Annotated in this window: 24 protein-coding genes, 1 tRNA gene and 2 pseudogenes; 7 read left to right on the top strand and 20 right to left on the bottom strand. The window is 58.9% G+C overall.

The genetic code is table 11. The features are described from left to right. Nucleotides 1-61: 61 nt before the first annotated feature. The 7 genes and pseudogenes from RRH01S_RS01160 to RRH01S_RS01130 all read right to left on the bottom strand — a co-directional run bounded on the left by RRH01S_RS01160 (nt 62) and on the right by RRH01S_RS01130 (nt 6,475). Entirely contained in the window at nt 62-922 is an 861-nt protein-coding gene (locus RRH01S_RS01160; protein WP_012651872.1) for a sugar phosphate isomerase/epimerase family protein, read from the bottom strand. 40 nt (nt 923-962) lie between these two features. Then, entirely contained in the window at nt 963-2,048 is a 1,086-nt protein-coding gene (locus RRH01S_RS01155; protein WP_012651873.1) for an NAD(P)H-dependent flavin oxidoreductase, read from the bottom strand. Between the two features lie 262 nt (nt 2,049-2,310). Then, the gene (locus tag RRH01S_RS01150) at nt 2,311-2,640 is read right to left on the bottom strand and encodes a hypothetical protein (RefSeq protein ID WP_007701732.1); all 330 of its coding nucleotides are present in this window, start codon (nt 2,638-2,640) and stop codon (nt 2,311-2,313) included. A 109-nt stretch (nt 2,641-2,749) separates the two neighbouring features. Next, nucleotides 2,750-3,199 (bottom strand): annotated as a pseudogene (locus tag RRH01S_RS01145) (DUF2213 domain-containing protein); the annotation flags it as partial. A 53-nt stretch (nt 3,200-3,252) separates the two neighbouring features. Continuing rightward, a pseudogene (locus RRH01S_RS01140) lies at nt 3,253-4,637 on the bottom strand (DUF1073 domain-containing protein). 49 nt (nt 4,638-4,686) lie between these two features. Further along, nucleotides 4,687-6,171 (bottom strand): phage terminase large subunit, encoded by a 1,485-nt coding sequence (terL, locus tag RRH01S_RS01135; protein WP_174005847.1) that lies wholly within the window; start codon nt 6,169-6,171, stop codon nt 4,687-4,689. Next, complete coding sequence (locus RRH01S_RS01130) at nt 6,128-6,475, bottom strand: hypothetical protein (RefSeq protein ID WP_037218617.1); 348 nt, start codon at nt 6,473-6,475, stop codon at nt 6,128-6,130. Before RRH01S_RS01130 ends, terL begins: the two co-directional genes overlap by 44 nt. Nucleotides 6,476-6,766: 291 nt before the next feature. On the opposite strand from RRH01S_RS01130, the gene RRH01S_RS01120 reads away from it, so the two are divergent. After that, nucleotides 6,767-7,570: a class I SAM-dependent methyltransferase gene (locus tag RRH01S_RS01120; RefSeq protein ID WP_178126237.1), complete on the top strand. Its 804-nt coding sequence runs from the start codon at nt 6,767-6,769 to the stop codon at nt 7,568-7,570. A 40-nt stretch (nt 7,571-7,610) separates the two neighbouring features. Here RRH01S_RS01120 and RRH01S_RS01115 read toward each other — a convergent pair whose 3' ends face one another. The 4 genes from RRH01S_RS01115 to RRH01S_RS01100 form a co-directional block, all read right to left on the bottom strand. After that, nucleotides 7,611-8,276, bottom strand: a complete 666-nt coding sequence (locus tag RRH01S_RS01115; protein ID WP_012651879.1) for a DUF6362 family protein — start codon at nt 8,274-8,276, stop codon at nt 7,611-7,613. Continuing rightward, the gene (locus RRH01S_RS01110) at nt 8,251-8,667 is read right to left on the bottom strand and encodes a hypothetical protein (protein ID WP_037218624.1); all 417 of its coding nucleotides are present in this window, start codon (nt 8,665-8,667) and stop codon (nt 8,251-8,253) included. The genes RRH01S_RS01115 and RRH01S_RS01110 overlap by 26 nt, the downstream gene beginning before the upstream one ends. Nucleotides 8,668-8,725: 58 nt before the next feature. Further along, the gene (locus tag RRH01S_RS01105) at nt 8,726-9,010 is read right to left on the bottom strand and encodes a hypothetical protein (protein ID WP_012651880.1); all 285 of its coding nucleotides are present in this window, start codon (nt 9,008-9,010) and stop codon (nt 8,726-8,728) included. Between the two features lie 98 nt (nt 9,011-9,108). Further along, nucleotides 9,109-9,306 carry a hypothetical protein gene (locus RRH01S_RS01100; RefSeq protein WP_042469683.1) on the bottom strand — a complete coding sequence of 66 codons (198 nt, stop codon included), beginning with the start codon at nt 9,304-9,306 and terminating at the stop codon, nt 9,109-9,111. Between the two features lie 86 nt (nt 9,307-9,392). On the opposite strand from RRH01S_RS01100, the gene RRH01S_RS34285 reads away from it, so the two are divergent. From RRH01S_RS34285 to RRH01S_RS01080, 4 genes are all read left to right on the top strand, one after another. Beyond that, nucleotides 9,393-9,695 (top strand): hypothetical protein, encoded by a 303-nt coding sequence (locus tag RRH01S_RS34285; RefSeq protein ID WP_155293909.1) that lies wholly within the window; start codon nt 9,393-9,395, stop codon nt 9,693-9,695. Further along, complete coding sequence (locus RRH01S_RS01090) at nt 9,668-10,456, top strand: XRE family transcriptional regulator (protein ID WP_012651882.1); 789 nt, start codon at nt 9,668-9,670, stop codon at nt 10,454-10,456. The genes RRH01S_RS34285 and RRH01S_RS01090 overlap by 28 nt, the downstream gene beginning before the upstream one ends. 304 nt (nt 10,457-10,760) lie before the next feature. Continuing rightward, nucleotides 10,761-11,099 (top strand): hypothetical protein, encoded by a 339-nt coding sequence (locus RRH01S_RS34130; RefSeq protein ID WP_131597790.1) that lies wholly within the window; start codon nt 10,761-10,763, stop codon nt 11,097-11,099. Next, complete coding sequence (locus RRH01S_RS01080) at nt 11,096-11,482, top strand: hypothetical protein (RefSeq protein WP_012651884.1); 387 nt, start codon at nt 11,096-11,098, stop codon at nt 11,480-11,482. Before RRH01S_RS34130 ends, RRH01S_RS01080 begins: the two co-directional genes overlap by 4 nt. A gap of 13 nt (nt 11,483-11,495) precedes the next feature. Here the strand turns inward: RRH01S_RS01080 and RRH01S_RS01075 are convergent, their stop codons facing one another. Together RRH01S_RS01075 and RRH01S_RS01070 are read right to left on the bottom strand one after the other, a co-directional pair. Further along, entirely contained in the window at nt 11,496-11,966 is a 471-nt protein-coding gene (locus tag RRH01S_RS01075) for an MEKHLA domain-containing protein (protein ID WP_012651885.1), read from the bottom strand. Between the two features lie 115 nt (nt 11,967-12,081). Next, nucleotides 12,082-12,157 (bottom strand) — tRNA-Ile (locus RRH01S_RS01070). A gap of 164 nt (nt 12,158-12,321) precedes the next feature. Between RRH01S_RS01070 and RRH01S_RS01065 the strand changes: the two genes are divergently transcribed. Continuing rightward, nucleotides 12,322-13,065, top strand: coding sequence for an SIMPL domain-containing protein (locus tag RRH01S_RS01065; RefSeq protein WP_012651886.1), 744 nt, complete (start codon nt 12,322-12,324; stop codon nt 13,063-13,065). A 207-nt stretch (nt 13,066-13,272) separates the two neighbouring features. On the opposite strand, the gene RRH01S_RS01060 is transcribed toward RRH01S_RS01065, so the two are convergent. The 4 genes from RRH01S_RS01060 to RRH01S_RS01045 all read right to left on the bottom strand — a co-directional run bounded on the left by RRH01S_RS01060 (nt 13,273) and on the right by RRH01S_RS01045 (nt 15,242). Beyond that, nucleotides 13,273-13,608 carry a hypothetical protein gene (locus tag RRH01S_RS01060; RefSeq protein WP_012651887.1) on the bottom strand — a complete coding sequence of 112 codons (336 nt, stop codon included), beginning with the start codon at nt 13,606-13,608 and terminating at the stop codon, nt 13,273-13,275. A gap of 282 nt (nt 13,609-13,890) precedes the next feature. After that, nucleotides 13,891-14,196 (bottom strand): hypothetical protein, encoded by a 306-nt coding sequence (locus tag RRH01S_RS01055; RefSeq protein ID WP_007701649.1) that lies wholly within the window; start codon nt 14,194-14,196, stop codon nt 13,891-13,893. Between the two features lie 178 nt (nt 14,197-14,374). After that, entirely contained in the window at nt 14,375-14,803 is a 429-nt protein-coding gene (locus RRH01S_RS01050; protein ID WP_012651888.1) for a secondary thiamine-phosphate synthase enzyme YjbQ, read from the bottom strand. An 85-nt stretch (nt 14,804-14,888) separates the two neighbouring features. After that, nucleotides 14,889-15,242: a DUF1428 domain-containing protein gene (locus RRH01S_RS01045; protein ID WP_042469679.1), complete on the bottom strand. Its 354-nt coding sequence runs from the start codon at nt 15,240-15,242 to the stop codon at nt 14,889-14,891. 177 nt (nt 15,243-15,419) lie between these two features. Here RRH01S_RS01045 and RRH01S_RS01040 point away from each other — a divergent pair, with 177 nt between their 5' ends. After that, nucleotides 15,420-15,818, top strand: a complete 399-nt coding sequence (locus RRH01S_RS01040) for a GNAT family N-acetyltransferase (RefSeq protein ID WP_012651890.1) — start codon at nt 15,420-15,422, stop codon at nt 15,816-15,818. Nucleotides 15,819-15,832: 14 nt separating this feature from the next. Here the strand turns inward: RRH01S_RS01040 and RRH01S_RS01035 are convergent, their stop codons facing one another. The 3 genes from RRH01S_RS01035 to RRH01S_RS01025 form a co-directional block, all read right to left on the bottom strand. Further along, entirely contained in the window at nt 15,833-16,759 is a 927-nt protein-coding gene (locus RRH01S_RS01035) for a LysR substrate-binding domain-containing protein (protein ID WP_012651891.1), read from the bottom strand. A gap of 316 nt (nt 16,760-17,075) precedes the next feature. Then, nucleotides 17,076-18,305, bottom strand: a complete 1,230-nt coding sequence (locus RRH01S_RS01030; RefSeq protein WP_034519311.1) for an MFS transporter — start codon at nt 18,303-18,305, stop codon at nt 17,076-17,078. A 149-nt stretch (nt 18,306-18,454) separates the two neighbouring features. Beyond that, nucleotides 18,455-19,147, bottom strand: coding sequence for a B3/B4 domain-containing protein (locus RRH01S_RS01025; RefSeq protein WP_012651894.1), 693 nt, complete (start codon nt 19,145-19,147; stop codon nt 18,455-18,457). Between the last annotated feature and the right edge of the window lie 63 nt (nt 19,148-19,210).

Below are 19,210 nucleotides of genomic sequence, written 5' to 3'. Positions count from 1 at the left end.
CCTTGATGTTACAATAGCAGGACTAAGCCGCCAGCGGCCCCAGCCCCACTATTCAGAGCCATCACGCTGCGGCAGCAGCCTTCCGCAACACGCCGGCGATGCAATCCCGCTCTTCCAGAATGCCGGACCATTCGTTGTCGTGGAATGAGGAGTCGTAGATCAACGTGAACGGGCCTTTATAGCCGGCAACATTGGAGAGCTCGACGCAACGAATATAATCCTCGGTATCGAGACCCGTTTCCGAATAATGCGCCTTGGCATGGCATAGCTCGGCACGCCCCATGATCTTTGCCAGATCGGCATACTTCCCCGGACCTTGCCAATTGCCAAAATCACCATTGAGACCGAGTTTGCCGTCCAGAGCATCAATCACTCGATTGACCTCGACAGGCCCCGGCAGCAGCGAAAACCAATTTTCAATGACGAGGCGGACGCCGGTGCCTGCCAGTTGAGCTGCCAGCCGACGAAGGTGCGTTTCCGCACGGCTCAGTGTCTCGTCATTCGGCTGCTCCTTGCCGGCGATCACGCGCATATTCTCAGCTCCGAGCGCGACGGCAATCCCGATCCAGCCCGCCATCCAGTCGGCATCACGCTCAGCCATCTCGGGATTGCTGAGATCCCCGTCTTCGATCAACAGCGTCTGTATCTTCACGCCCGCTGTCTCAAAGGCTTTGCGCAGGTCGGCAATATAAGCGGCCGAGCGGCTCGGCAAATGAAACGAGCATATCTCGATGCGGAAGATGCCATGTTCCGCAAATTGTTTCGGAAGATCGATCAACTCCACTGAGCCTTTGCCATAGGTAGGCTGGCGCTCAGGCGTTTTGGTTTCACCAGGCTTGTAAGCATAAGTGCCGCCAAGCGCACGGTGCAACGACCATGTGGAAACGGCAAAACGGTCGGTCAAATCTGTCGTAAAAGTCATCTGTCTCTCCTCTTTCTCTCCCGCAGTATCAACCGATACATCAACGCTCGGCCAGCCGCTTGATGAGTGCGATTGCCTCATTCGCCAGACCGACGGTGAGCTCGGACGACGGAAGCGGCCGCGCCAACTTCGCGGCCTGACCGGACCAGAGATTGGTAAAATCGCCGGAGCCCGTCGCCTCCGCCTTAGCGCGCAGCGGTGCCAGAGCGCCACCGGCTGTCGGAAATGCGGGTGCAAGATCCGTGAGCGGCCCAACCTCGCGCATGACGCGGTTCATCACGCCCCTCGCCGGCCGTCCAGTGAAAACATTGGTCAAAGCCGTACTGTCGTCACCAGCATGCTCCAAAGCCGCTTGATGAACCGCAGGAATGTTTGCCTCGGGCGTGAACAAGTAGCTTGTACCAATCTGCGCCGCAGAAGCACCCAGCGCGAAAGCAGCTGCAATTCCGCGTCCGTCCCCGATACCACCGGCAGCAATAACGGGAATTTTGACAGCATCGACGATCTGCGGCACCAACGCCATCGTACCCACCTGTGTCGCCATGTCCTCTGTCAGGAAATTGCCGCGATGGCCGCCCGCCTCGAAACCCATGGCAATCACCGCATCGACACCACGATCGGCAAGCCATCGCGCCTCCGCCACCGTAGTCGCCGAGGAGATGATCTTTGCTCCAGTGGCCCTTACCCGCCCAACAAGCTCCATATCCGGCAACCCGAAATGAAAGCTGACGACTTCAGGCCGATAGGCCTCGACGACTTCGCAGAAAAAACTGTCGAACGGTGCTCGGCCGCCGGCAGGAACCGGCGCAGCCGGATCAAGGCCAGCCTCGATGTAGAAGGGCGCAAGCCGTTTACGCCACACCGTTTGCCGCTCCGGATCAATCTCCGGCATAGTATGAGCGAAGAAATTTACATTAATCGGCTTTTTCGTCGCAGCCCTTATCGTATCGAGCGCTAAACGTAGCTGTTCGACATTGTATTGCGCACTCGGCAACGATCCGAGCCCGCCAGCCTCGCTAACCGCGATCACCATCTCCGGCGACGTCGCTCCCGCCATCGGCGCCTGGATAATAGGAACTGCAATGCCAAATAGATCAAGGATCCGGGTGTCGGGCCATTGGCTCATCGCGCGCGCCTTTCATCGACAATTTCTGCCAGCCAGCTTTATCAGCCCAGCGGCAACGGCGACAATGATTAGTTCAAATCAAAGACATCACGCGCGGGAATATGAACCAAGGTCGCCCCACAGACCGACTGGCGTATGCCGAAAAACACGGCGTGGAGCCATTACAAAAGCCACAAACGCAAGAAACGCCCCCTCCCGTTAAGGAGAAGGCGAAATAGGGAAATTGCAGGCTCGCGACAACCCGCCATATAGCAACGCTGGATCAGGGTACCGCTTTCCCACCTCTGATCCAGCGTGAGATGCTATCGAAGATCAGGTCGGCGATCCACATGGCACAGACACCGACCACGAAGGCCGTGGCATTCATGGCAGCCAAATCCTTTTGCGGCAAAGGCCAATTGACGGCTCTCAGATAGTAAAGTGCAGGCTCCGTCAGGTAAGCTGCTGCAAGCGCGCCACAAATGGGGGACGCAATGATTTCGCGGGCCGTATATCGACGCCGCGACAGACCACGCAAAATGCCGCCAGAAAGGCCCGCGATGACGACCCCGACCTTGATGCCTAAAGCATCGAGAAATTCGTTTATCGCCATAACCCGCCTCTAAAGATGCTTATTGAAATCAGAAATGCACTGTCCCAGCTAAACGATGGCTGAGAAGCACGGCCTCATTTAGTGACTGGCGGTTGTGGCTTCACCAAACCTGGACGGCGTCGTAGGCCTCACCGGCGGACGTCACGCCCGCGGTGAAATCGAGATCGCAGACATAACCGGCCGAAAGCTCCTGCTTGCCGCTCTCGATCTCCTGGATCACCGCCTCGTCACTGACCATCAGCGGCACGTGAATGAAGATGCCCTCACCCGCAACCTCATCGCCGGTCTGCCCGACGGAATACTTCTTCCAGTTCTCCGAGGTGACCATTTCCGGCGGATGCTCATTTGTCACCGGCCGGTGAGCCGCACTCTTCAGCGTGTCCTCGGAAAACACTTCCGCGCCGGGCCGATAGACACGCACGGTACGCATCTCCGGCCTGCCGATCTCCGCGCCAAGATAGTTTTGAATACCCGTACGGGCGACCCGGGCATCAGCGACAAGATAGCCGTCCCCGGTCCGTCGCGTTCCCGCGACGGTGACAATGTCTGTGAAGTTCATGATTGAATATCCCTTGGTCGGAGCCGACTTTAGTTGATGGATATGTCTTCCGCTTATAAAGAGGTTGCATCAGGCACAGATGCCTCGCGGCCGGCTTCCTCCGAGCTAGGCTCTGGTTGATCGACTTGAACGGATCCCCCCAATGCCGCAATCGCCGCCTCCAGCCCCGGCAACGATCCGTCGTCGACAAGCGTATTCACCAGCGCCTCAGATAATGCTTGACGCGGAATGATCTCCTGCCCGGCGGATGAGCCGAACAAGACGCGGGCCGCATCGGCCTTGGTCTTGAAGATCTCGGCCTTGTCCTTCTCGCTCATCTGCTCCAGCGGTGCCCAGGAGGCGTAGATATCCGGATCGCGGGCGCCAGTGGCGGAGCGGATAAGGCATTCATCGAGGCGGGACATGGCAGGCGTGAAGTCGAGTTCCTGGATCGCCTGGATCCGATCGTGATAGTTCCTCATGTCAGCATCGCCGGTGGCGTTGAGACCAGCCGGGGATTGGCCAAGCAGACGCGTGACCGGAATATCGGCGGCACCTGAGACGATCTGCAGGAAGGCCATGAGGATATCCGTGAGACCGGAGAACGAGGCGCTCTTGCTGTCGTATTCCTCCTCGGCATCGAGGATCAGCGTGCCGTTGACGCCCTTGATGGTGTTGGCCAGCGAATAGCGGCGCAGTACGGCTTCTTCGTAAGCCTGGTTGCCTATATTGGCGAGAACTGCGGCACTTTGATAATGTCGATTTTTGCCTCGAAGACGAGGCTGGCGATATTGGCTGCCGTGCTGTCGGCATTCTTGATGGCATCCAGGGTCGCGGTAAGCACGCTCTCGCCCCAACCGTGACTACCCTGCCCTAGCGCGCCGCCGAAATCCTCGTCCGGCACCATGGCGCCATTGAAGATCACCAGTCGGGACGGATGGATGGCGACTTGTGCTCCGCTTGCGCCGGTCAGCGTGTAGAACTTCGGCTTGCCATACCATTCCGAAGTGGGATCGCGTTCGATCTCTCCGGCGGCAAGCTGGCGACGCGTCAATACGGTCAGATGCTTCAGGCCACCTTTGCCGACGCGTTCGATATCGAGCGGCCGAGAGGGATCGGCATAGCCGACACCGATGAACAAAGCCGCCCCGCCGAAGAGCCGTGCCTTCTTGGATGCCTCCAGCACCTTGCCGCGCAGGTTCAACCGGCGCTCTTCAGCCTCGATCGAGCCGATCTGATCGCCTTCGGCCTGCCAGTTGCGCCATTTGCGGCAGCTATCCAGCGCCGGAATATCAACGATCTTGCGCGGCAGCCAGGAGCCGCGATAGGCGGCGATGATCTATTCGTCGGTCAGCATCGGTTGGGTATAGAAGACCGACGCCGCCTTGTCGCGCTCCGTCCCCATGCGAGACGCAAGGCTCACCAGCCCATCGCGAACCATCGAGAGTAGGTGTCCCATGGATTATCCTTTGGCATGTCTGTGAAGGAGAGACCCGTATCTGCAGGGCCTAGAAATTCTTGAAGCTGAAGGAGGAGCCCAGCGCCAGCTCGTTCAGCGCATCGGCAAAAGCATCCACCTGGTCGTCAAACTGCGCATTCGGGAAAGCGCAGATCTCATCGAGAAATACCTCGTTCCAATCGCCGCGCACGAGTTTGACATTGCCCGCCTCCGCTTGTGCAGACGCCGGCTTGGCGCGGGTCGCCTTGTCACCGGTAACGGACAAAACCCTGATGGGAAAGCCGGCCAGCAGCTTGATCTTCGTCGCGGCATCGGCCTTGCCTGCAGCGCCCGGATCCTGTGGCATGCGGATCATCACCATCGGCCCGTCTTGTGTCGCCATGTTCTTCAGATTGCGTTCGACCTCCGCCGGCGACCAACGACCGCGAGCTATGGTCTCGACAAAGAAGATGCCATCGGCTTCGGCCATACGCAGGCCGACTGTCCAGTCCGGCTGGCGGCCCGGACGCGCTTTAGACGCTGCGAAATCCCAGGCGCGGCAGCGTTTGGCTCCCGCTGGAACAGCATCGACGATCTCGAAATCACCACGCTGGAACAATCCACCAGAGCGCGGCGATGGCCGCTGTTGAAACTGGCCAGCAACGGCATAAGAACCGAGCGGCACCTTGTCCCGTTCCACGACGGCACGCGGAAATCGCTCGGGAAAGAGCAACTCGCCCTCTTCCGTTCGGGGATCTGTAAATCCGATCGATGTCCGGCAACAACGTTCAGGCTCGAACTCCATCGGCAGCATCAGATGCTCGTAGCCGAGCCCAAGCGCCAGGATCGTGCCGGAGACATCAGCCTCGTGCAGCCGCTGCATGACGACGACGATCGCCGAACGCTGCGGATCGTTGAGCCGCGTCGGCACAGATTCTCGGAAAGTGCGGACGGTCGACAGACGCTCCGCTTCGGATTCCGCACCATCGACCGAATGCGGGTCGTCGATGATCACTCGATCACCGCGCCCGCCCGTCAGTCTTGAAAACGGCACGCCCTGACGAAAGCCGGTGCGTGTATTGGCAAAGGCCATTTCGCCCGATCGCGTCAGCTTCACCCGGTCGCCCCAGAGTGTCTGATACCATTCCGAGGCAACGAGATCGCGCATGCGCCTGTTGTCACGCTTGGCATAGTGCTCCGAATAGGATGAGCCGAGATAACGCAGCTCCGGCCTATTCCTCGGCCCCCATTCCCAGGCCGGCCAGAAGACGCCACAGAGAAGCGACTTCATCGTTCCCGGCGGCACATTGATCAGCAGCCGCGTGATCTCGCCTGACGTTACCGCCTCGAGATGTCGGCAGATGGCATCGATGTGCCAGCCATGAACATAATCGACAGAAGGCTCGACCACATGCCAGGCCTCGCGGACGAAACCGGCGAGCGGCTGACATCGCTCCCGAATCCTCTCGGCATCCGCTGCAATCCGCCGGGCAAGCTCAACCCGCTCGGCATCAGCCTTCCGCTTCGCTTTCTCCTCGCGGATCGCCGCCATCATCGCCGCCGGGCCCGGCAAGCGGACCGAAGAGGGATTCGAGTATCGCAAGCTGCTCATCCGTGGCGTTGGTTAAGTCGATCGTAAAACTTTGTCCGCCTTTGGCTCCATTGCCCGGGCGTTCACTCGGCTTCTGGTGAACATAGGATGCGGCGATCTTCGCCATTTCATCCCGTCGTTTCTGATCCGCCTCATCGTCGCGCATGACTTTCAGCATATAGTCGAGCGGCGTATCGCCGGCGGACACGGTTTTGCGCCGTCGGGCACGCGGCTTGCGCGGCGCGACGGGCTTCTCGGCTGTGGACATGCTGTGTGATTTCCGATGGAACGTTGAAAGGAAACAAGCGGCTGAAAGAGAGCCGCTTGCGGTCAACAGTGCGTCGCTGCAACTGTTCTCATCATGCATAAATGAGTACCCCAATTCGGCGCTGTTGGCGACACCCTTGATCGTGAAGACGGCTGCAAGGATTGAGAAATCTTTGATCCACAGCCAGATAATTATTTGAAATTACATTGGAATATTGCATTCTCTCATCCGACGATCAGCACAAGAATACTCTCCTTTTCCGTTGAAACGGCGTTAGCATCAGACAAACGAATGACCAAGAAACAGGATGGACCTCAACCCAATCAGGATCTCTCCCATATCCGCACGATACCGCTGCGCGAAGGGGAGCCTATCGACAGCGGCGACAAACCGGAGGAAGTGGCGCAAGCCGTAGCCACGATCGACGCAGTGCGGACTTTCATTGCCGCCCATCTTCCCGTTCTGCCGGTTCCATCGATTCCTGAGATCCGCCTGCACAAGGCCGGACCTCAAAGCGGCCTACGGCTGCTCGCCGAGCGGGACGAGGCATTCGGCTCACCCTATTGGGCACATTATTGGGGTGGAGGTCTGGTGCTGGCGCGGTATATTCTCGACCGACCTGATGTCGTCGCCGGCCGCCGTGTGCTCGATCTCGGTGCCGGCTCCGGCATTGTCGGCATTGCCGCCGCAAAGGCGGGGGCAATCAAGGTGATCGCAGCCGACGTCGATCCTTATGCCATCGCTGCCATAGAGTTGAATGCCGCTCTCAACAGAGTGGCAATTCTACCTGTCCTTGCCGATCTGACAACCGGCGAGCCACCTGCCACGGATATCGTCTGTGTCGGCGATCTCTTCTATGAAGCGGTACTTGCCGAGCGCGTAACGATCTTTCTCGACCGTTGCCTGGAGCGAGGCATCGACATTCTGATCGGAGATCCGTGGCGCGCCCACCTGCCGCATTCGCGGCTGCGCTTGCTAGCGGAATATGCCGTGACGGACTTTGGTGACACAGCAGGAAGCTCAAAGCCAGGCGGAGTGTTTGCGTTTCAGAAAAAACCGCCGCGACAAGACCAAGACGATAGGGGCTTGCCTTAACGAAAAAGCCCTGGGTTCGAACCAGGGCCATTCTTACGAGTTAGGCTTTCATCTTTGCGCGTCGCCTGTTTTCTCGCTCCAAGCGTTTCGCCAGTGCCGCCAGCTCCGGACTGGCCGCATCGAACACCGGCTTTGCATCATCCGGCAACCAGTATGTCTCGTGCTTCGCAGCAGGCATCTTCGCCCGCTCTAGGCTTCCGGCCGAATTCGGCATCATCGGCGCTACGCGTGACCAATCGGGTTCCTGCAATGCGGGCGAAACCGCGAGCAAAGTCTTGGCCACGGCCTGAAACTCTGCCTGAATCCACCGTTCCGCCGTTCGCCGCACCCGCCCTGTCTTTGCGCAGAACTCGCGGAAGGAGCCGGCAATATATGGCGCGGCGAGGCAAACCGACCATCGGGACAGCAGGATACGGCGTTCCTCGTGCCGGACATGGGTCAACAACCAGCCCTGCAGCACCTCCTCCGCACGGCTGATAGCCGCCGCGCTCGGGCGATAGCGGACACGAATATCCGCATGGTCCCCCGGCTCAGGAAGAACATCCGGCCAAAGACTACGCATCCGATCCGGGCGCACGCCTCGCACGTCGAGATGAACCATCGTGTCGGCGGCCTCGACGAAACGAGCGCGAACGATCAGGCTAAGATCCGCAACCTCGGCCGCATGTTGAGAAAGATCGTTAAACTGCAAGGCGTTCTGGTACATCAAGTCGTCTCTCCAGTTCCCGATAGATCAAAATCCGAAGCGTCGCGCGCACCGGCCAGGGCCGCCGCGCCACGGCGTCCGTCCGCAACACCCCAAGCGCAATATCGTCAAAGGCGGACAGCAGATCGCCGGGCCGCTGCAATGCCCAATCCTGGCGCTGCACAAGGATATCGGAGACCGCGCCGATCGTGTCCGACCAGAGTGCATCGCGATTGTTGCCGGTCTGGCGAATGCAGCGCAGGACAAAGACGAGATGACCGTCGCCATGTTGCCCCCGGATTTCCTGCATGGTGCCACGCGCATGGCTTTGCGCTGGTGCGCGGCGGCGATGGACCGGAACCAGCTTGATGCCGAGGCCGTCAAGAAGAGTGTCGAGCCTGCCTTTGGTCATGGGCGCATTCCCTCCCTTCAACAAGGAAAATTCAAAGCAGTCAGTGGCATCGGTTCGATCATGCGACCTTCCCGTTTTGGGCTTCAGCAGAGGGACGCCTCGACTTGAACAGGGCTTCCGCCTTCGACATTCTCTCTACCCTCGCCCCATCACGCAGCATTGGCGTGTTGAGGTAGGCAATGATCGCTTCGCCGGCGGCCGCCTTGGCTGCATCCTCGGTCAGAAAGACGATCGGTTCGCCGCGGTTGTCCTTCAGGACCTCGTTGGCGGCCCGGTGAACCTTACGGATCCAGCCGAGATGACCACCGGCGACCGCTTCCGTTCCGATCTGAAATTCATTCATAGAAACCTCCTCTGGCCGCCCCCGGCCGGTTATTTGGATTGACTTTTGTAGCAATTCAGCTGCTTGGCAGCAGTGGCCGCGCTATGGCAGTGACCCCGTCACAGGCTCGCTCCGCGCTGAGAAACATCCTCAGCCGTCCGTAAATGAACCTGATCACCCTCCGGCGCACCGCTGACGTCGCCGCCCTCGCCTGCATGTCTCGGCGACGATATGATCGGCGCCACAGCCGCAAGCACACAGACGAAAAACAGCGCCGCCCCGATGCACGCAAGAAAACCCTGAACGATCTCACTCATGCGATTGTCTCCGCACCCTGTTGGCAACCGGGCAAACTGCGATCGGACATTTCCACCGGCTCGACATGCTCCTCGCAGGATTCGCAATGCCGCTCGATCACCTCGGCAATCGACAAAGCCCGCCTGCAGCCTGGGCATCCCCAGAAAAAATCGAAATACAATGGGCCGGAACCCAGCCTTCTGCCTTTCCTGATCGAGACCATGCGACCGCTCCCAAAACCACTATTGCGGGGCGGCACCCGCCCCAGCACGTCAGCCTTGCGGCGATTTTCTCCGCAGGCATCTTGATAGACACAAATTATGTTGTTATTAATGTCGATGTCAACATGATTTATGTTAATTATTTTGCGAGTGTCTGGTCATGCAGAAATCCATGGGCGAACGACTGAAGGCGGCGCGCGAAGCCGCAAATTACTCCTCGGCAACGAAAGCGGCGGAGGCGCTAGGTGTCAGCTTGTCCACCTATCGCGCGCACGAAAACGGACAGAACGAATTCGGTCCCGAAATCGCCGATCGCTATGCCAAGAAGTTCGGCACTACCGCCGGCTATCTTCTGACTGGCGAAGGCCCACGCAAGGTAGAGCGGCCAGGGCCACGCATGGTCACCTCCTTCGACCCCGATGAACAATATAATGAAGGTTTTGCCGAAGACGGCGAGAACGTCAGCTACAGCCGGGAGCACTGGCAATCGAAGATTGAGGGCGCGACGCCGGAGGTGGATGTCAAGCTCGGCGCAGGCAGCGGCATTGTCGGCGAAGTCATCAATCTGCCCGTCGGGGCCGGCAATGTCGCCGGCCACAAGATCATTGCGGAATGGGTGATTCCCGTGGGTTACCTGCGCAATGAAGCAAAGGCCTCGCCGAATCACACCATCATCATGGAAGTGATTGGCGATTCGATGCAGCCCACCTACATGCCCGGTGACCGCGTCATCGTCGATCTCTCGCAGAACCTGATGGTGACGGATACAGTCTACGCTATCAGCGACGGCTATTCCGAGCCACAGATCAAACGCCTTCAGCGCATCCCGTTCACCCAACCCAGCCAGATCAAGATCATCTCCGACAACCCGGCACTGGAAACCTTTACGGTGGAGCTGGAGCGGCTAACGATCATCGGGCGCATCTGCGGACATATCGCGCGGAAGTAGGGGCGGGCTGCCCTCACCCCCTAAGTCAAAGTCACCCATCTCGGCAAGCTTGTCACGCCCGTACGGGACAAGACATTCAATGCTGAAACCAACAAACATCAATCGTGCCCATACTGCAGTCAATAAACACGAATTATGCTGACATAGATCATGTCGCGTGACATCTTTCTTTTCGCGAGCCAATCGCCCGAGACGGAATGAGCCCATGCAAGTTTCAAAATCTTGCATGAAGTCTGCGAAACCGGATCGGAGATCGAGCGAATATGAATGTCGTGTCTCAGATGGGCACGCAAACGAAGGGTGCGTGCTTCATGCCAGCGAAGTCAGACGTCATGATCATGCCTGGACACTCTACCACCGCGATACGCGGCTACGCCGGCCACTAACGGCAGCCGGCAGGCGCAGATGGTTCGCCCACTCTCTGGCGACGGCCTGGATCTGGGCGCGGCAGCAGGCAACCGACGCGACCAAGACCGAAGATCAGCATCGTGCCGAGCGACTGACAGGCTTGAAGCTGGAATTGCTGCGCATCGATGCCCGACCATTCGGAATGTCGATCGCGAAGGATCGGACAGCACTCCTGGAAGAAATAGATCTCCTGACCGCTCAATCATCCGCATCGGCAACACGGATGGCAGCATGATGACACCCAACCATGCCTTCTCCTGCGAATACTCATTCGACGAGCTCACTATCAATCTCTGCGATCGCTGGGAATCAGGCCTGCTCCTCTATGGCCGTGCCGAATTGACATCGGCCGGTGACGGCTATGACGGCGAGTTTTACGTTTCGGCGATCCGATTGGATGGTGGAGCCCGGTTAGCGCGACCAAGTCCGGTTGCAAAGACAGGCACCTTCGAGGCCGAGCTGTTCCAACGCATCGCCGCCGTGATCGAAAATGACCAAACTCTCCCCGGCCGTCACGCTGCCGAACTGTTCGCCTATGAATACGAACAGTCCATGGAGACGGATAACGACATGTTTCATAAGATCAAACGGGAAGAGGTATTGGAGCCGGTGGCGTGACATTCACGCCGGCTTAGGCGTCTCTCCATCTCGAGAACGTCGCTGCCTGCCCTCGCCGATGTCCATCCCGGTCGATGAGCTGCCAGACGATGCCATCCTCAATCCAGAAGCGACGACCCGACTTTGCAATCCGCAGCCCACGATAATCGGCAATAAAGCCGTTGCGTGTAACCGCATCCAGCAATTGCTGACGCTCCGCCCGATTGGGAAGCTCCGCAGACAGACGCGACGGCAGTGTCACAAATTCATCCCACGGATATTCGAAACAAGCCTGGCCGGCTCTATTCGCATAGACAAACCGCGGATCAGGATCCGTGTTATGCGCCACGACCACGAACGGAGCATCCTGATAGAGCCATTCCGGCCCGTACTCTTGATCGACAAGCGCCATCCCGACAATGCGAGCGTAACTTCCAACAAGCAGATCGAAGAACTCGCGATCAAGCGACAAATCTGAAGAATTGTGTCCGGAACTGTCCGCCATCGACGTCTTTCCTATCGAGCCGTTGCCTGCTTTTTTCTAAGCACAAGACACCGGAAATCAAACGAAATCACTCGCTGGAGCTTGTGATTGGTTCGGTTTTGTGGATTTGGGGAAATGGTGGGCCCGGAGGGACTCGAACCCCCAACCAAGCGGTTATGAGCCGCCGGCTCTAACCATTGAGCTACAGGCCCGGCACGACGAAAAGTGATCGTGCATGCAGTTCCGGAGCAATGGTCCCCCGGAAGCCGATCTGGCTCTAACCCAATTCTTCTTTTCCCACAAGGGACTGCCGCAATACCTTCACAATCAATCAGCAAAAACGAATACTGAGGAAACACCAACCAAGGAACGAACCATGCCAATGACGAAAACCGGAGATTTTATTCTTGCCGCTCTGTTCAGCGCGACGCTCCTCGTGCCTGCCACCCAGGCATTCGCCGAAGACGCCAAGCCGCGCGAGGCGATCATCACGGTTACCGGCGAAGGGCATTCGGCGATTGCGCCGGACATGGCAATCGTGACGCTCTCGGTCGTCAAGCAGGAGAAGGCCGCCCAGGATGCGCTTGACCAGAACAACAAGGCGATGGGCGCCGTGCTCGCGACCTTGAAGGACAGCGGCATTGCCGAGCGCGATCTGCAAACCTCTGGCTTTTCGATCCAGCCGCAATATGTCTATCCCAACGACAAGGACGGCCAGTCACAGCCGCCGACGCTGACCGGCTATCAGGTGAACAATGGCCTGACGGTGCGCGTGCGCGATCTCTCCAAGCTCGGCACTCTTCTCGACCAGGTCGTCAAGCTCGGCATCAACCAGGGCGGCGATATCCAGTTCACCAACGACAAGCCGGATACCGCGCTCGAGGAAGCCCGCAAGAACGCCGTGGCTGACGCAACGGCCAAGGCAAAGACGTTGAGCGAGGCAGCCGGCGTCAAGCTCGGCCGCGTTATTTCGATCAGCGAGGGCGCCATCATGGCCCCGCCGCAGCCTTACATGCGCCAGGCCATGGCCAAAGCATCTGCCGATAGCTCGGTGCCGGTGGCAAGCGGCGAGAATACCTACAATGCGTCGGTGAGCATCACCTACGCGATCCAGCAATAGAGCAATTCCAGGAAAAGGGCGGCGCGGTTTTCCGTCCGGAACTGCGTCAAAACAATAGGCTAGAGCGGTCCACGCTCTCGCCACAAAACAAAACCGCCCTTCGCTCAAGTCCGATGAGACCGAGCAAAGGGCGGTTCGCGGCCCCCGCCGATAAAGCGAAAGCGTAAACTGTTAGCCACCGGACGCTAGACGCGCCCGTCAACCTTATCAGCGGCCAATCATTGGGCAACCGCGAACATTGGCGAACATCATCGTGTCCGGGCCACGGCGGGTGAAACCGTCAACGATAACGCGGCGCGGTGTCACGTCGACCACGCGAGCACGGCGCAGGCCGTAGCTGCGGGCGACATCCATGGCTTCCCGCGGATCGCAGCCACGACGACGATCGAAACGCGGATTGTCATAATCCGGCGGTGGCGGCCGATGGCGACCGGGGCCGACATAGATATCCAGTCCCTGGGCGGAAGTGGTTTCGACCGTGCCCGACAGCGCTGTCACCGCGATGGCGGCAGCGACCCCCAACTTTGCCAGTAATTTTTTCATTGTATCCTCCATGGAGTAAAAGGCTACTCTCTCATTAGCTTGCCGCATCTCCCGAGTGAGCGCCTGAGGAGTAACGGCCCGACACTGAACAAGTCCAGAATCAACCGCTCATGCCCTATTCAGGTACAACGAAGACAAACCCGATTCCAGAGGCAGATTCGCCGGAAGGCGGAAAAATAAAAGCCGTCCTCTTTCATGAGGGCGACTTTACTAAGCTTGGAATTGTATAGAAGCGGCGAAAGATCGCCCGTAAACGGTTACACTACCCCTAGCTTTCCGAGCTTAGCGACGGATCAACGGGCAACCCGGCGCGTTGGCGAAAACGATGCGGTCCGGACCGCGGCGGCTAAAGCCGTCGACGACGACACGGCGCGGTGTGATGTTGCCGATATGGGCGCGACGCAGGCCCATGGCGCGAGCCTTCTGGACGGCTGCTATCGGCGAGCACGCGCGGCCGCGATGGTGATCGTAACGTGCCTGATGGACGCCGGCCGAAAAATCGTTGGCCGATGCGGTCGCAGCCGTGGCGGAGATGGCGCCGAGCGTGATGAGGGCGGCGATGCCTGCCTTTGCAAAGAGGCTGATCATGGGTGTTTCTCCTTCAAGTCCTTGAATCGTTGCAATCCCGAAATCCGGCCCCATCAAATGGTCCGATGCCCTTGGGATTGGAGACACGTTAGGTCAGCCAAGCTGAACCGAACGCGAACTGGCCATTCACAACGTATTCAGGAGCGTTAACAAAGGATTGACACCCATATCCACCGCCTCAGGCGGAAAGATGCAGCACGATGTCGCGGCGGTGCGGCCGGTCGCGATGTTCGAAGAGATAGATGCCCTGCCAGGTGCCGAGCGCCAGCCGTCCACGCGTCACGGGAATGCCGATCGACACCTGCGTCAACGCCGCCTTGATATGCGCCGGCATATCGTCCGGCCCCTCCGTCGTATGCACGATCCATCGCATCGAGGGATCGGACGATGGCGGCACGAGGCGGCGGAAGAAGGCATTGAGATCGGTCTTCACATCCGGATCGGCATTCTCCTGGATCAAAAGAGAACAGGAGGTATGGCGGACAAAGACGGTCAGCAGCCCCTCGCCCACACCTGAACTCGCCGTACGAACGAAATCCGCCACCTGCTCCGTGAACTCGTAAAGCCCCTGACCATGGGTGGACAGCGTGATGACGGTTTGCGGCATGACATCTTCCCGGTGGTGATAACGATGGAGCGCTTGAGGTCGGCCGCAACGGCTGCAAAGTCAAGCCCGCCCAGCCGCCGGCAGACTAGATCTGCAGAAAGATATCGAAGCCGCCGTAGATCATGCGTTTGCCATCGAAGGGCATGTTTTCCATCCCATCTTTCATTCGCGGATCAGCCATGACCTTTTCCAGCACAGCGTCACGATGCTGGCGGCTCTCATAGGTAATCCATGAAAAAATCATAAGTTCGTCCGCCGTGGCCAGGACGGCGCGCGGAAACGACGTTAGCTCGCCATAGGGCACGTCATCCCCGATTGCCTCGACGTAGCTGAGCGCACCATGCTCCATCCAGACCTCGCCAGCTGTGTGTGCCAGCGCCTTGTAGGCCTCGATCTTGTCTTTCGGCACGGCAAGAATAAAACCATCCACACAGGGCATATCGGTCTCCTCTGTTCTGTTCTCACTTGCAAAGGACGATCGATGATAGCGCGATCCGACATGGGATGCACTTTTCCATTCTGATTGCCCGGAAGCCATCAGCCGTATGCGGCTGTTGCATCCGCTTGGCCTGCGGATAAGCTTGGCGTCACAGCTCCATCAACAATCAGCAAGGGGATGATTGTGACGATCGAATTCAGGGCCGATCCTTATCCCGAAAACGAAGCTCTCAACGCCCTGTGGGCTGCGGCTTGGAATGAACCCGCCGCACGCGATTTCTCATCAATTCTGTCGAGAAGCCTCGCTCATATCGGTGCCTTTGCCGGAGAGCGTCTGGTCGGCTTCGTCAATGTTGCCTGGGATGGCGGCATCCATGCCTTCATTCTCGATACCTGCGTCTCCCCCGAATTCCGCAGGCAGGGAATAGCAAGCAGCCTTGTCGAAATGGCAACGACGGTTGCGCGCGAACGCGGCGCGGAATGGCTGCATGTCGATTTCGAACCGCATCTTACCGGTTTCTATCGAAACCTGGGTTTTAGGGCGACCGATGCAGGCTTGATCAAGCTACGCGATTGATGGTGATCGCTCTCTCAACCCACCTCGTTGGCCTGAGATATCAACCAATTGCGAAACAGCGCCGCGGATGGATTTTGTAGGGCATTGGGCGGATAGACCAGATTATAGCTGACGGCCGCCGGCTGAACCTCCACGAAGCAACGCACCAGTTTTCCATCCGCTATGTCTTCCGCAACAAGCGAACTGCGCACCAGTGCAAAGCCGAGGCCGTCCCGGCAGGCCTTGAGCATATCTGCGAAGGATTCGAACAACGGCCCGGCCTCCACCGCTTGGCCGATATCGAAACTCGAGACATCGCCATCCTCGTCATGGCTGGTCACCTGCTCGTACCAGCGCTGCCAATCCAGCACCGTATGCCGCATGCCGGCGTAGCGTAGCAGGGGTGCTGCCCTAATCGCATTGCGATTCGGCAATTGCTTGGAAAGGCCCGGCGAGCTGACGACAAATTCCTGGTCGATCAGCAACTCCTCCAGCACAAGCTCCGCATCAGCCCGCCCGAGCCAGATGGCGAGATCAACGCCACCGGGTCCGAAGTCCGGCCTCTGATAGCCGACAGCCATCTTCAACTCGATGTCGGGATAGCGCTGGCAAAAATCCGGCAGTCGCGACGCCAGCCATTGGCTCGAAAATTCCGGCGTCACCGACAATCCCAAGGCACGGACCGACACACTCGCCCGCGCCTGATAGAGCGCTTTCTCCAACTGAGAGACCGTTTCCACGATTGATGGATGCAGACGCGCGCCGAGCGGCGTCAGGCTTGCGCCCGACCGGCCGCGATCGAAGAGCCTGCCGCCGATCCAGCCTTCGAGCTGGGCAAGCTGATGACTGATCGCGGTCTGCGTCAGCCCCATCCGCTCTGCGGCGCGTCCAAAGCCGCCGGTTTCGACGATGGCGCAGAATGCCTGCAAGACGGTCAATGGCGGCAGCGGCCTCTTACCCATGAAAATCCCTCATGCATTGCCGATGAAGGCTTCATTATACGCCGCCAATTTTCAGGCGCATCCCTTTTGATCACGAGACCACAAAGGTGTGTGATAGATGAGAAGTTCTCATGGAAATATTGGATCGAAAATCGTCCAGAAACGGATCGATCAACTGCTGCAAACACTCCGATGTATGCGGAAATCCCGCCCCAAGGATAAAGCAGTGCGCGAAAATATCCTGCGCCTCAGCGATCATCTCAAGCGAGACGCCGGGCTGGATCAAATCCCGGACGACCGATGAGCCTGCGGGACTATTCGTCGTGTCGAATGCGCCTCACCCGTTGAGCGTCTTGACCTTGGTCAAATCGGGGAAAATCCGCGTCCAGAGCAGCACGACCGCAATGGTGCCAACGCCGCCGATAATCCCGGTGAGTACGGGACCAAACGCGCTGGCGAGCATGCCGGATTCGAATTCGCCGAGCTGGTTGGAGGTGCCTATAAACAGCGAGTTCACCGCATTGACACGGCCGCGCATGATATCCGGCGTCAGGAGCTGCACCAGCGAGCTGCGCACGACGACGCTGACCGTATCAGACGCACCGACGACGAGTAGCGCTAGGACGGAAAGGATGATGTTGGTTGAAAGCGCAAAGATAACGGTGGCGACACCGAAGATGAAGACGGCGATCAGCATCTTCTTGCCGACATCGCTTTGCAGCGGCCGCCGAACCAACCAGATCGACATGACGAGCGCGCCGATGGCGGGCGCTGCGCGCAGCATGCCAAGCCCCCAGGGGCCGGCATGCAGGATATCGCGCGCGAACATCGGCAACAGCGCCGTAGCGCCGCCGAGCAGAACCGCGAAGAGATCGAGCGAGATGGTGCCCATCATCACCGGTCGGCTCTTGATAAAGGAAACGCCGGCAAAGACCGAGCTCAGCGTCACCGGCTCGCGCGAGGATGGCTGTTGCCGCTCGACGCGGATGGAAATGACATTGATGCTGGCAATCACATACAGCACCGCCGACACAAGGAAAGGCGCGACCGGGCTGACCCCGTATAGCAGGCCGCCAAGCGACGGGCCGATGATGAAGGCCGTCTGCATCATCGAGGTAGAGGTGGCGATCGCCACTTGCAGCATCGAGGGCGGCACGATGTTCGGTAGCAGTGCCGCCATCGTCGGGCGTTCGAAGGCGGTGGCAGCTCCCATGACCGCAACAGCGGCGAGAATGCCGTGGGGGCCGATCCAATGCTGCCAAACAGCCACAGCCAGCACCAGCGCCGTCAACGCCTCGATCAACTGACAGGCAAGGCCGATGCGCCGCCGGTCGAACCGGTCGGCCACATGCCCGACGATGAAGGTCAGCACCACCATCGGCAGGAATTGGCAAAGGCCAACCAGGCCCAGGTAGAAAGCGCTATGGGTCTGATCGTAGATCATCCAGCCCATGGCAACGGTAACGGACTGGAAGCCGATGGAGGAGAAGACGCGGGAGGCGGCGAAGGAACGGTATCCGGGATGACCGAGCGCACTGGTCCGGTCTTGGCTCTGCAAGGTGTCCATGGGTCTTTCTTCGGTTCCGCGCACAGGGAACGGAACCATCTTCATAGGAAATATGAGATATTGAGTTGAGTTCCCTGCTCTGCCCGAACACAACAATTGTCAACCGCGTTTTTGTCTCGATCCGTCGTTTGCCGCAAAAAGACGTAAGGCTAGAGATCAAAACGTGGTGAAGAGCGGCTGAGGAGCGCGGTCTTTGCTTTCATTGCCCAGACAGCAGCAAGCTCCGCAGCAATGGTCTCAATCAGCTTCGGCACATCACGACCAGCCGCCTCATGCATCGCCTCAGCAACGATCAGTACCGATCGCGTATCCTCACGAACGGCGGAAAGACCGCTTTGCCGGTTGGTCCAGCGCCGCGCATGCGCCCGATCGTTGCTATCGGCGAAAATCACTTCACGCGGCTCCGGATGCTCCGTCTCGCCGGAGAACGTCAGATAGGTCTCGCGTCCTGTCGCATGCCTGACCTCGAGATCGCCCGAAATCTTCGCCAGATCGAACACGGCGATGGGAATCGCAAAAGCGATGGAGATGGCGTTGCAGAGATCGACCAACGGATGCAGTTGCGGCAGCGAATTTTCCTGACGGAAGCGGCGCAGCAGCGCCTCGGAGGCGCAGCGATATTGCGTCGGCTTCAGCCCCATTTTCGAGAAGGTGCGCCGCCATGCCTGGATCTCTGGCATCTCGCCCTCCGAACCCGCCGCCAGCCGTTCCGCGGCAATGGCATGGAACTTTGCGACAGGATCCGTGACCACGGCTTCCGCCGTGATCCCGTCGACAAAGAACACACCGGGGACAAGATCGGGGAATTCGCTCCACATCTCGTTCGAATGGCGGAAATGCATGGTTTTTCCTTCTGCGCGGTTCTGATTTGCCGCCGCAGAAGAGCCGGTCGTCATCGCCGGGTC

The sequence above is a fragment of the Rhizobium rhizogenes NBRC 13257 genome (genome assembly GCF_000696095.1).
GTDB classification, from domain to species: domain Bacteria; phylum Pseudomonadota; class Alphaproteobacteria; order Rhizobiales; family Rhizobiaceae; genus Rhizobium; species Rhizobium rhizogenes.
The sequence above is the reverse complement of the archived record's forward strand: the minus strand, read 5'-3'. Positions and strand labels throughout refer to the sequence as shown.

Bases quoted from the DNA above. Each gene is read 5' to 3' on its own strand.
- RRH01S_RS01150 (WP_007701732.1), bottom strand. From the start codon at position 2,640: ATGGCGATAAACGAATTTCTCGATGCTTTAGGCATCAAGGTCGGGGTC.
- RRH01S_RS01105 (WP_012651880.1), bottom strand. From the start codon at position 9,010: ATGAATGAATTTCAGATCGGAACGGAAGCGGTCGCCGGTGGTCATCTC.
- RRH01S_RS34285 (WP_155293909.1), top strand. From the start codon at position 9,393: ATGCCGCTCGATCACCTCGGCAATCGACAAAGCCCGCCTGCAGCCTGG.
- RRH01S_RS01100 (WP_042469683.1), bottom strand. From the start codon at position 9,306: ATGAGTGAGATCGTTCAGGGTTTTCTTGCGTGCATCGGGGCGGCGCTG.
- RRH01S_RS01055 (WP_007701649.1), bottom strand. From the start codon at position 14,196: ATGATCAGCCTCTTTGCAAAGGCAGGCATCGCCGCCCTCATCACGCTC.
- RRH01S_RS01040 (WP_012651890.1), top strand. From the start codon at position 15,420: ATGATTGTGACGATCGAATTCAGGGCCGATCCTTATCCCGAAAACGAA.
- RRH01S_RS01160 (WP_012651872.1), bottom strand. From the start codon at position 922: ATGACTTTTACGACAGATTTGACCGACCGTTTTGCCGTTTCCACATGG.
- RRH01S_RS01115 (WP_012651879.1), bottom strand. From the start codon at position 8,276: ATGTACCAGAACGCCTTGCAGTTTAACGATCTTTCTCAACATGCGGCC.
- RRH01S_RS01130 (WP_037218617.1), bottom strand. From the start codon at position 6,475: ATGTCCACAGCCGAGAAGCCCGTCGCGCCGCGCAAGCCGCGTGCCCGA.
- RRH01S_RS01120 (WP_178126237.1), top strand. From the start codon at position 6,767: ATGACCAAGAAACAGGATGGACCTCAACCCAATCAGGATCTCTCCCAT.
- terL (WP_174005847.1), bottom strand. From the start codon at position 6,171: ATGATGGCGGCGATCCGCGAGGAGAAAGCGAAGCGGAAGGCTGATGCC.
- RRH01S_RS01065 (WP_012651886.1), top strand. From the start codon at position 12,322: ATGCCAATGACGAAAACCGGAGATTTTATTCTTGCCGCTCTGTTCAGC.
- RRH01S_RS01025 (WP_012651894.1), bottom strand. From the start codon at position 19,147: ATGCATTTCCGCCATTCGAACGAGATGTGGAGCGAATTCCCCGATCTT.
- RRH01S_RS01060 (WP_012651887.1), bottom strand. From the start codon at position 13,608: ATGAAAAAATTACTGGCAAAGTTGGGGGTCGCTGCCGCCATCGCGGTG.
- RRH01S_RS01110 (WP_037218624.1), bottom strand. From the start codon at position 8,667: ATGACCAAAGGCAGGCTCGACACTCTTCTTGACGGCCTCGGCATCAAG.
- RRH01S_RS01045 (WP_042469679.1), bottom strand. From the start codon at position 15,242: ATGCCCTGTGTGGATGGTTTTATTCTTGCCGTGCCGAAAGACAAGATC.
- RRH01S_RS01155 (WP_012651873.1), bottom strand. From the start codon at position 2,048: ATGAGCCAATGGCCCGACACCCGGATCCTTGATCTATTTGGCATTGCA.
- RRH01S_RS01090 (WP_012651882.1), top strand. From the start codon at position 9,668: ATGCAGAAATCCATGGGCGAACGACTGAAGGCGGCGCGCGAAGCCGCA.
- RRH01S_RS01075 (WP_012651885.1), bottom strand. From the start codon at position 11,966: ATGGCGGACAGTTCCGGACACAATTCTTCAGATTTGTCGCTTGATCGC.
- RRH01S_RS01030 (WP_034519311.1), bottom strand. From the start codon at position 18,305: ATGGACACCTTGCAGAGCCAAGACCGGACCAGTGCGCTCGGTCATCCC.
- RRH01S_RS01035 (WP_012651891.1), bottom strand. From the start codon at position 16,759: ATGGGTAAGAGGCCGCTGCCGCCATTGACCGTCTTGCAGGCATTCTGC.
- RRH01S_RS01050 (WP_012651888.1), bottom strand. From the start codon at position 14,803: ATGCCGCAAACCGTCATCACGCTGTCCACCCATGGTCAGGGGCTTTAC.
- RRH01S_RS01080 (WP_012651884.1), top strand. From the start codon at position 11,096: ATGATGACACCCAACCATGCCTTCTCCTGCGAATACTCATTCGACGAG.